Origin of the sequence: Pedobacter agri PB92 (assembly GCF_000258495.1) — a bacterium.
Taxonomy (GTDB): Bacteria; Bacteroidota; Bacteroidia; order Sphingobacteriales; family Sphingobacteriaceae; genus Pedobacter; species Pedobacter agri.
The window spans coordinates 23,285-33,188 of sequence record NZ_AJLG01000038.1 but is presented as its reverse complement, the minus strand read 5'-3'; the positions used below and the strand labels follow the sequence as shown (position 1 = coordinate 33,188).

Annotated in this window: 8 protein-coding genes and 2 pseudogenes; 4 read left to right on the top strand and 6 right to left on the bottom strand. The window is 37.9% G+C overall.

The genetic code is table 11. The features are described from left to right. The 3 genes and pseudogenes from ON09_RS07855 to ON09_RS07845 all read right to left on the bottom strand — a co-directional run. Nucleotides 1–578: pseudogene (locus ON09_RS07855) on the bottom strand (AraC family transcriptional regulator); the annotation flags it as partial. A 5-nt stretch (nt 579–583) separates the two neighbouring features. Then, nucleotides 584–1,477 carry an SDR family oxidoreductase gene (locus tag ON09_RS07850; protein WP_010600508.1) on the bottom strand — a complete coding sequence of 298 codons (894 nt, stop codon included), beginning with the start codon at nt 1,475–1,477 and terminating at the stop codon, nt 584–586. Nucleotides 1,478–1,688: 211 nt separating this feature from the next. After that, the gene (locus tag ON09_RS07845; RefSeq protein ID WP_010600507.1) at nt 1,689–2,621 is read right to left on the bottom strand and encodes an SPFH domain-containing protein; all 933 of its coding nucleotides are present in this window, start codon (nt 2,619–2,621) and stop codon (nt 1,689–1,691) included. A 111-nt stretch (nt 2,622–2,732) separates the two neighbouring features. On the opposite strand from ON09_RS07845, the gene ON09_RS07840 reads away from it, so the two are divergent. Next, nucleotides 2,733–2,918 carry a hypothetical protein gene (locus tag ON09_RS07840; RefSeq protein WP_010600506.1) on the top strand — a complete coding sequence of 62 codons (186 nt, stop codon included), beginning with the start codon at nt 2,733–2,735 and terminating at the stop codon, nt 2,916–2,918. Between the two features lie 228 nt (nt 2,919–3,146). On the opposite strand, the gene ON09_RS07835 is transcribed toward ON09_RS07840, so the two are convergent. Together ON09_RS07835 and ON09_RS07830 are read right to left on the bottom strand one after the other, a co-directional pair. Further along, on the bottom strand, nt 3,147–4,247 hold the full coding sequence (locus ON09_RS07835; protein ID WP_010600505.1) for a CapA family protein: 1,101 nt from the start codon (nt 4,245–4,247) through the stop codon (nt 3,147–3,149). Between the two features lie 96 nt (nt 4,248–4,343). After that, on the bottom strand, nt 4,344–4,901 hold the full coding sequence (locus ON09_RS07830; protein ID WP_010600504.1) for a C40 family peptidase: 558 nt from the start codon (nt 4,899–4,901) through the stop codon (nt 4,344–4,346). Nucleotides 4,902–5,853: 952 nt separating this feature from the next. Between ON09_RS07830 and pdhA the strand changes: the two genes are divergently transcribed. Both pdhA and ON09_RS07815 read left to right on the top strand, forming a co-directional pair. Further along, nucleotides 5,854–6,849 carry a pyruvate dehydrogenase (acetyl-transferring) E1 component subunit alpha gene (gene pdhA, locus ON09_RS07820; protein WP_010600503.1) on the top strand — a complete coding sequence of 332 codons (996 nt, stop codon included), beginning with the start codon at nt 5,854–5,856 and terminating at the stop codon, nt 6,847–6,849. Between the two features lie 31 nt (nt 6,850–6,880). Beyond that, nucleotides 6,881–8,543 (top strand): annotated as a pseudogene (locus tag ON09_RS07815) (2-oxo acid dehydrogenase subunit E2). A 143-nt stretch (nt 8,544–8,686) separates the two neighbouring features. On the opposite strand, the gene ON09_RS07810 reads toward ON09_RS07815, so the two are convergent. Continuing rightward, complete coding sequence (locus ON09_RS07810) at nt 8,687–9,064, bottom strand: GxxExxY protein (protein ID WP_010600502.1); 378 nt, start codon at nt 9,062–9,064, stop codon at nt 8,687–8,689. Between the two features lie 253 nt (nt 9,065–9,317). Here ON09_RS07810 and ON09_RS07805 point away from each other — a divergent pair, with 253 nt between their 5' ends. Then, nucleotides 9,318–9,869, top strand: coding sequence for a cupin domain-containing protein (locus ON09_RS07805; RefSeq protein ID WP_010600501.1), 552 nt, complete (start codon nt 9,318–9,320; stop codon nt 9,867–9,869). The last annotated feature ends 35 nt before the right edge of the window (nt 9,870–9,904 follow it).

The following is a 9,904-nucleotide window of genomic DNA, read 5'->3' as shown; positions in this document are numbered from 1 at the left end:
GCTTTGCGTGTAATAAACTGCCGCCCGTAGAAACGTTGAGCATAATTAAGCAGGAGTTCCAATTGCGCAATCACCACATTTTGAGTAAAGCGATCAATATTGCTATTGGTTTCAGTTTTGATTAGTTGAGCAATTGAATTCAGAACAGTTTCTTCATTTTCTGAAACATGTAAAGCTTCAAATAATGAATAGTCAAAAAAGTCATAATTTTTAATTGTTCTGGCCAATGGTGTGTGCCACAGCAATTCAGCGTGAAAAAGAATCATCCATCCAGTGGGGCGATGTTCTTTATCTTCATTTATTTCAACGGTAAAAACCTGGCCAGGTGCCATAAAAAATAACACACCATCATCAAAATCGCTTATTTGCTGCCCGTACTTAATTTTAGCATCGGGAACACGTTTGAGTGCAATGGAATAAAAATCAAAAATCATTGTTTTCGACCGGCCGGTAACCGGCATACGCACATCTTCCATATTTACCACACTCACCAGCGGATGCCCTGGCTTTGGCAGTCCCGCAAGTTTGTGATATTCTGATATGGTTTTAAAACGATATCGGTTTGAAACTTCCATCATACAATTTACTGAAAATAAACTCCATTCTCCAAGTCGTGAATCAAATCAGGATGAGTAGGCTTCCAATTTAAGCGCTTACGAGTCAATTGCCCGGATGCAGGCCCATCAACACTTACGAAATGTTCAAACCAACCAAAATGTTCAGTTACCTCATCCCCTGATTTAGCCACCACCGGTAAATTGAGTTGTTTACCAATAGCCTCTGCTATCGATTTAAGCGTGATCGATTCTTCAGCAACCCCATGATAACGGGCACCAGGTGTGGCCTGTTCTAAAGCTAGCCTGTAAAGCTTAGCGGCATCGAGTCGATGGACTCCAGTCCATTGGTTTTCTCCATTGCCTACATAGGCGGAAGAACCTTTTTCTCGTGCTATATTGATTAACATTGGAACAAAGCCGTGATGATCACCTTCTCCATGAACAGATGGCGACAAACGAACTACTGCTACCCGAACATCTTTTTCAGCAAGCTCATCTACCGCCTTTTCTGATGCCAGTCGTGGATTTTGACCGTTATAATTTGGCAACATGTCTTCGGTTGCTAAGCGACCTGGATTAACCACAAGTGTTCCTGAAGTTACAATAAAGGGTTTGTCAGTTCCTATAATAGCATCACCAATCGTTTCTATCGCTATACGATCAATTTCACAAACTGCTGCAAATCGGGTAAAGTCATGAATGAATCCGGCATGTATAATACCATCGGCAGCTTTTGCCCCTTGCCTTAAACTTTCCAGGTCTTCAAGATCGCCTTTATGTACCTCAGCGCCTGCCGCTAGGAGGGCCTGCTCAGCCTTTTCGTTTCGGGCGAGGCCTAGAACCTCATGACCAGCATGAATCAATTCCTTTACTACTGCCGAACCCACAAATCCGGTTGCCCCTGTTACAAAAACTTTCATAGTTGATTACTTTTAATTTTTAAACTAGATTAATATGAGTGATGGATGAAATTAAGCTGCATGCCTCATCCGATCACCACACAAAATTCAATCAATTTCATTGTAGAAATTTAGCTTAATCTGGTTTTGATTTAGCCAAAACACATATAACTTAGGCAAAAAAAAGACTGCTGCTTAATAGCAAAGTCTTTTTCTGATAAAGAAATTTATTTTAGTCCTTTTTTATAGGATTCTGACTCAATTGCATGGCCATCATTTCTTTCATGGTTTTGTTCATGCCTTCCGTACTGCCATCCAGGAATATGATATTCCCTTCGCCGTATTCGGCAAATTGTTTAATCGCTTCAGTCCACATGGTGAAAAGAATTACCGAAGTATCCAAATTGGCTTGCTGCATTTCATGTGCTGCATTGGTCATACCTTTTGCAACCTCTTCTCTAAACAAAGCGATACCCTGCCCACGAAGTTGTGCAGCTTCACGCTCAGCAGTTGCGGCAATTTTGATGGCATTACCATCTGCTTCAGCGCCTTTGGTTTTGGTAATTAATAAAGCCTGACCTTCATTTTCGGCAGCCGCTTTTAAGTTGTTGGATGCCACCACGCGACTCATAGATCGCATAATTTCTTCATCAAAAGTAATATCGTTTAATTGAAGATCTTGTAGATGATAGCCCCAGCCATCTAAAACCTGATCAATTTGCTCTTTTACATGTAATACAATTTCATTCCGTTGCGCCAATACATTTGCTTGCTTTTGCGTAGCTACATAAGCACGAATCGAGCCTTCAATGGTTCTAATCAGTGCTTGCATCAAGTTTGTAGCATCTACGAATTTAAAAGCTACGTTTTTAATGGTTTCTTCATCCTGATTAACCACAGAGTACAAAAGCATCGCCTTGAAGTAAACATTGGCCTGATCTTGAGTAACTGCCTGAAATGATAATTCGACCGAACGATTTTGAATCGAAATTCTAGAATAAATTTGTTCTATTAAAGGAATTTTAAAATTTAACCCCGGGCGAAGTTGTCTGCGGTATTTGCCAAAAACCGTTACCACCGCTATAGTACCTTGTTTAACGGTAACAAAGGAGCTTAATAAGATAATAAGAAAGAGAAAACCGAGAATGTAAATAGTGTATTGCATAATTAGATTTTTTTATGAAGTTATAAAAAATAAAATACAAACATGACGCTTTAGCAAGCAGCCAAACAAAAGGATTTATTTTTTGTCTATATACTACTAAAAAATCTAATCATGAATGTAAAACGCACTTTCGGAACAGTACTTACCATCTTAGGCATTATTGGGCTAATTTATGCAGGCTGGGGCTTTGTTAATCACAGCCAACAAACCAGAGGATTGCTTGTGTACGGTGTAATCGGTTTAATATTCTTCGTATCGGGAATTGGCTTGGTTAAAAATACCAAGGATGAAAGTTAACAGGCAAATTACTGCTTTTTCTTATGCCTTATAATTTGATATTGGCTGAAAGCTACCAGGCATCCGGCCAATATTATAATACCAGCTGACCAGATATTTTTTGGATTTTCATTAATGTAATAAGCTGCAACCAACACTAAAATTGCCGCTGAAATGGCAATAATGTAATGGAGAATTAATCCTTTTTTCTATGTTTTTAAAATTGTGATTTAGCTCTGGTATCTGAGTTTAATTTTCTTTCGTTTCTATCCTGTTATCCTCAAACTTCAGCTGATGACCAATAAAATCGATATCAGTTAATTCTTTTATACGCTTAAAAGCCCTGTTATTTTCATCGACGGTTAAGCGGTTGATTTTGTCCTGTTGTATGGAAACTATATCAGCATACAGGAAATCACCCTTAGAATTAATTTTCAACTGAAGTAGCGGCGCAATGCCGTTGTTACCCTTGAGGCTAAACATGCCATAGGTACAAAAATTACCCAGGCTGTAAGCGATAAATTTATTTTTATAAACTTCTACCGCCCGGGTTACATGCGGGCCGTGTCCTAGAACTACATCAGCACCTGCATCGATAACTGCATGGGCAAATGCATATACATTACCCCGATTTTCTTTATAAAAAATTTCATTTTTGCGTGGTACATGCTCAAACCTGGCACCCTCTCCTCCGCCATGGAAGGAAACAATCACGATATCTACCTGTTTTTTCAGGCGGGCAACCAAAGCTTTGGCACTATCAATTTTATTAATTGAAACCGTATTTTCATTTGGTGCAAAAGCACAGAATGCATATTTAACGCTATCTTTTTCGAATATTTCGAAGGGTTTGTTCAGTTGCCCGGCATAATGAATCTGTAGTGAATCCAGAATACGAGCGGTATTTTTCCGGCCTTTAGCATCAAAATCTCCAACATGGTTATTGGCAATACTTAAAACGTTAAAACCTGCCTTTTTATAAATTCCGGCATAACGTTCAGGCATTCTAAAAGCATAACAATTATTCGGATTGATGCCATTGCACTTATTTGAATTTCCAGAGTTTAAAAAACAGCCTTCTAAATTTCCGAAAACAATATCGCCCTTAAGCAAACTGTCTACCGCTTGAAAACTATTTACAGCATCATCAGGCGGTAAATTCGTTTTTGATGGAAATGCAGAACCCAACATGATATCGCCCACAGCAGTAATTGAAATCGTATCTTTTAGCTTTCTTTCGATAGTATCTTGTTTCGCGGCCGGAATGTTAACCTGTGCGTTGTTATTGGTACAACTTAAAACGATAATTATGATAAGAAACGATAAAAGTAAGTTACTGGAGAGTTTCATTAATTAATTTATGAGGTATAAAAAAATCCTCCAAAATTACTTCAGGAGGATTGTATGTGTTCAAACAAATTGTAAATCTACAATCGTAAATTGTTATTATTCTACTGTAAATTCTTTCTTAAACGATTCTAAAATTCTTCCGCCTTTGTAAAAATAGCGGCTGTAATAAGGTTCATTTAAATTACTAATAACCACACCGCGTGAGCTGGATGCATGAGCAAATCTGTTATCTCCCAGGTAAATACCAATATGAGAAATACTTCTGCTCTTTATTTTAAAGAAAACTAAATCACCTTCTTTTAAATCATCTTTAGCTAATGGATCAACCATACTAAAAATATCGCGTGAATTTCTTCGGATTGTGGTGTTGAAAACTTTGTCGTAAATCGCTTTGGTGAAAGCCGAACAATCAATCCCTTTTTTGCTCGATCCGCCGTAGCTATATGGCGTTCCGATCCATTCATACACAAACTTATATAATTTCAAGTTTGAAGTTGCATCAACGGCAACACCCATTACTTGTGAAAAATATTGAGAGGCCAGGTTGTCGGGATCATTTAATTCTTTACCAGATTCTTTTGTTTTTGTTTGCGCAAATGCGGCTGAGAGCGTGCAGATAGCGATTAGGGATGAAAACAAAAATTTTTTAATCATGTTATACAGTTATGTTTGGGTATTCACTTACACAGTAACGTAAACCACATGGGCTTATTGTTGGTTGCCAAAAGTATTGATTATACAAATGTTATCCAAATGTTACCTGTTAAAAAATGAAAGTTATTAACATTTGAACGATTGCGACCTGTTAGGAAACGAGATTAAGATTAAAATATTATTTCGAAAAACAGTTTCTGTGCGTATCGGTTTCGAAAGTCCTGCTATCCCTACAATCTTTTGCGTTCGTTAATTTCAAACATCAATGCATCTGCCTCAAAAGTATTTTCGTTCTATCAGGTTTAAATTAACTAGGCTTAATGTGCTTTGGAATTTTAACCACCATGATATCTTCAATTTAAATAAAAAAAATATTGTTATCCTAACTTCCCAAAGTTCAGCACAAGTAAACGAAGGACATATTTTGTTTTTTGCGTGGAAATAAGATTTTTAACAGGCTCAAACCCACAATGACTTTTCTGAAGTTAATCATATCGGAGCTTTAACATTGGAGAAGTGGTTTTAAAACCGTAACCAAATGCAGAAAGCTAAGCTAACTTAAGCCCGACAGCAGCATTTATCCTTTTTTGTGCGAAGATCTTTCCATTCCCAAAAGAAATTCACAAAAAAGATAATGCAAATGGCGGGGCCGCTTTAGCATAGAAGCTACGGAAATTGGCTTCCAAATAAAAATATATAAATTACGGTAATGGGCTATTTTACAGAATTATATTTCATCATCTACCTGAACCATTACCTTGATAAACTGTCAAATCAAAATATGTGAAATCGACGTTTTGAGGGAAATAGACAGGATGAATAAGTTTTTTTTATTGAAACAACCGTTAATTCTACAATTGTATGAAAGTGTATGATGTTTTTACACTGAAAAGTGCCAAAAATTACAATAAAAAAATTAGATTTGCTGTCGCAAAAAAACAAATATCCTAAAATGAGTGCAGTAGAAATAAATAAAGATACTTGGTTAAAATGGTTCGAATCGATGTTGCTGATGCGCAAATTCGAAGAGAAAACTGGCCAATTATACGGACAACAAAAAATTCGTGGCTTTTGTCATTTATACATTGGGCAAGAAGCTGTGGTTGCAGGAGCAATTTCTGCAATGCAAAAAGGCGATTCAATGATTACTACTTACCGTGATCACGCTCATGCTTTAGCTTTAGGTGTTAGTGCCGATAGCATTATGGCAGAAATGTATGGTAAAGCTACTGGTTGCTCTAAAGGTAAAGGTGGTTCAATGCACATGTTTAGCAAAGAACATAATTTTTATGGTGGCCATGCTATTGTTGGAGGTCAGATTCCACTAGGTGCTGGTGTTGCTTTTGCAGAAAAATACAAAGGAACAGATAACGTTAACATTTGTTATATGGGCGATGGTGCCGTGCGCCAGGGTGCATTAAACGAAACGTTTAACATGGCTATGTTGTGGAAATTGCCTGTAATTTTTGTTTGCGAAAACAATGGCTACGCAATGGGTACTTCAGTACAACGTACTACCAATATGACTGATATTTATAAAATTGGTTTAGGTTTTGATATGCCATGTGCTCCGGTTGATGGTATGGACCCAGTTGCCGTACACAATGCAATGGATGAGGCCATTCAACGTGCCCGTAAAGGTGAAGGACCAACTTTCTTAGAAATGAGAACTTACCGTTACCGTGGTCACTCAATGTCTGATCCTGCAAAATATCGTACTAAAGAAGAATTAGAAGATTATAAGGCAAAAGATCCGGTTGAACTTGCAAGAGAAACTATTCTAAAAGAAAAGTATGCAGACCAGGCTTGGATTGAAGAGGTAGAAGCTAAAGTTAAGGCTACGGTAGATCAGGCGGTGAAATTCGCTGAAGAGTCTCCTTGGCCAGATGCATCTGAGTTATACAAAGATGTTTACATGACTGAGAACTACCCTTACGTAATGGACTAATTTTATAAAAGATTTCAATTAATTAGATATAATGGCTGATGTAATTAAAATGCCCAAAATGAGCGACACCATGACCGAAGGGGTTTTGGCGAAGTGGCATAAAAAGGTGGGCGATAAAGTGAAAAGCGGCGATGTTTTGGCAGAAGTAGAAACTGACAAAGCAACAATGGACATGGAATCTTATTGGGATGGTACACTTTTATACGTTGGTGTAAAAGAAGGTGAAGCTGTTCCGGTTGATGCTGTTATGGCCGTTATCGGTAAAGAGGGTGAAGATTTCCAGGCAGCTTTAGATGCTGAAGGAGCTGGAAGCGAAAAGCCTAAAGCTGAAGGCGAAGCGCCTAAAACTGAAGATAAAAAGGAAGAAGCTGCCCCAGCTCAAGGTGGTGGTTTAAGCGAAGAAGAATTAGCAGCAAAAGGTGTTACCGTAATTCGTATGCCTTTGTTGAGCGATACCATGACTGAAGGCGTTATTGCTGAATGGCATAAAAAAGTTGGTGACCAGGTGAAGGATGATGATGTTTTAGCTGATGTAGAAACCGATAAGGCAACTATGGAGGTTATGGGTTATGCAACCGGAACTTTATTACACATTGGTGTAGAAAAAGGTCAGGCAGCTAAAGTGAACGGCATTATAGCTATCGTTGGTCCGGAAGGAACAGATGTTAGTGGAATTTTAGCGGGTGGTTCTGCGCCAACAGCAAAAGCTGAAAGCAAGGAAGAAGCGCCGAAAGAAGAAAAACAAGCTACAACTGCTGATGCAGGTGCTGCTGCGCCTGTTGCAGAAAGCTCTTCTGATAGCCGAGTAAAAGCATCTCCTTTAGCTAAGAAAATTGCTAAAGATAAAGGAATTGATTTATCGCAAGTTGCAGGTAGTGCAGAAGGTGGACGTATCATTAAAAAAGATATTGAAAACTTCAAGCCAGCTGCTGCTCCAGCGAAATCAGAGTCAGCTCCAGCTGCTGAGAAATCAAGCGCTGCTGCTCCTGTAATTCCAACATTTGTTGGTGAAGTTAAATTTACTGAGCAACCTGTTTCGCAAATGCGTAAAGTAATTGCAAAACGTTTGGCTGAAAGTTTATTTACTGCACCACATTTCTACTTAACCGTAAGTATTGATATGGACAACGCAATGGCTGCCCGTACGGCAATCAACGCAGTTGCTCCGGTAAAAGTTTCATTCAACGATATCGTAATTAAAGCGGTTGCAGTTGCCTTGAAAAAACATCCTGCCGTGAATTCTTCATGGGGTGGTGATAAAATCCGTTTCAATGAGCATACTAACATTGGTGTGGCGATGGCTGTTGAAGATGGCTTATTAGTACCTGTAGTTCGTTTTGCTGATGGTAAATCTTTATCACACATCTCTGCTGAAGTAAAAGATTTCGGCGGAAAAGCAAAAGCTAAAAAAGCTACAACCTGCAGATTGGGAAGGTTCTACTTTCACCGTTTCTAACTTAGGTATGTTTGGTATTGATGAGTTTACATCAATCATCAACTCTCCTGATGGTGCTATTTTATCAGTAGGTGCTATCCAGGCAGTTCCTGTTGTTAAAAATGGTGCTGTTGTTCCTGGTAACGTAATGAAATTAACTTTAGGTTGCGACCACCGTGTGGTTGATGGTGCAACCGGAGCTCAATTCTTACAAACGTTAAAAGGTTTATTAGAAGAGCCAATTAGATTATTAGCTTAATAAGCTGTCATCCTAAGCTTGCCGAAGGATATTATAAATATTAAGGCCATTCCATTAAAGGAGTGGCTTTTTTGGTTTAAAAGGTGTCCCGCAGATTAACACGATTTACGCAGATTTTATTTAAAATGCTTATTAAATGGTATTTATAGCCCATTTACTTTGCGGAATATTGAACCAACAATATCTATCGTGTTAAAGTTTACGAGCAATCCCAATTTCAATCCGGAAAGCTTTAAATAAGTTAATACTTGTTTATGATGCACTGCTGCTAAAGTTTCTACTGATTTTATTTCAAGAATTACCAGCCCATTTATCAAAAGGTCTATTCTATATCCTGCATCTAGTTCAATATCATCGAGGATTATTGGTAACTGAACTTGTTGTTCAACTTGTAATCCGCTTTGGGTTAAAACATGTGCTAACACGATTTGATATGCAGATTCTAAAAGTCCAGGACCGAGGGCATTGTAAGTTGTAAAGATTGCACCCCTAATTTTATAAGATAGTTCATTTTCATCCATAGCTAATTATTTTAAGTTTTACGGATGATTATTCTAATATAAGTAAAAGTATGTATAATATTATTGAGCTAAAAAATCTGCGGTAATCTTCTAAATCTGCGGGAAACCATCAAAAATCACTTCTCACTGATTTACGTTAATTACGCAGTTAAAAAATATTCTCCACTATTATTAGTCCAAAATAATCCGTGGAAGATAAAAACATCCTAAACCCTTTCTGCCATTCTTTGTTACTTATGGAAACCCCACAATCATGGACAAAGAAAAATTAATACAAGAAGCATATCTTGTTGCACATAAAATAGAAGAAAACGGAAATTTTCCCAACAACCCGAATTTGCCTTTAATGATTTACAAAGGTGCATTCTTAATTCATCCCGATGAAACCGAAGAAGTGATTAAAAAAGTTTTCGCTCAGAATGGCTATACCAATGCCTGGGTGGATGGTATTTTTGATTACCAGCATTACCACAGCAACACTCATGAAGTGATGGGGGTATTTTGTGGTAAAGCTGATGTGCAATTCGGTGGCGATCATGGGGTTTGCATAGAATTAGATAAGGGCGACGTTGTAGTCATTCCGGCTGGCGTAGCACACATGAAATTAAATTCTAGCGATGATTTTACCGTTGTTGGTGCTTACCCTAATGGATCAGATTATAACATTAAATACGGCAAAGCAGAGGAACGTCCGGAAGCTGATGAAGATATTGCAAAGGTTAAAAATCCAGATAATGACCCTGTTTATGGAAGTAAAGGTCATTTGTTTGAGTGCTGGTACAAACAAAATTGCGCAAATGTTTAAAACTCTTTCCATTTAACCGTCTAAAATTCTTTAAT

Excerpts from the sequence above, each read along its gene's own strand:
- ON09_RS07850 (WP_010600508.1), bottom strand. The coding sequence starts at position 1,477 with ATGAAAGTTTTTGTAACAGGGGCAACCGGATTTGTGGGTTCGGCAGTA.
- ON09_RS07845 (WP_010600507.1), bottom strand. The coding sequence starts at position 2,621 with ATGCAATACACTATTTACATTCTCGGTTTTCTCTTTCTTATTATCTTA.
- ON09_RS07840 (WP_010600506.1), top strand. The coding sequence starts at position 2,733 with ATGAATGTAAAACGCACTTTCGGAACAGTACTTACCATCTTAGGCATT.
- ON09_RS07835 (WP_010600505.1), bottom strand. The coding sequence starts at position 4,247 with ATGAAACTCTCCAGTAACTTACTTTTATCGTTTCTTATCATAATTATC.
- ON09_RS07830 (WP_010600504.1), bottom strand. The coding sequence starts at position 4,901 with ATGATTAAAAAATTTTTGTTTTCATCCCTAATCGCTATCTGCACGCTC.
- pdhA (WP_010600503.1), top strand. The coding sequence starts at position 5,854 with ATGAGTGCAGTAGAAATAAATAAAGATACTTGGTTAAAATGGTTCGAA.
- ON09_RS07810 (WP_010600502.1), bottom strand. The coding sequence starts at position 9,064 with ATGGATGAAAATGAACTATCTTATAAAATTAGGGGTGCAATCTTTACA.
- ON09_RS07805 (WP_010600501.1), top strand. The coding sequence starts at position 9,318 with ATGGACAAAGAAAAATTAATACAAGAAGCATATCTTGTTGCACATAAA.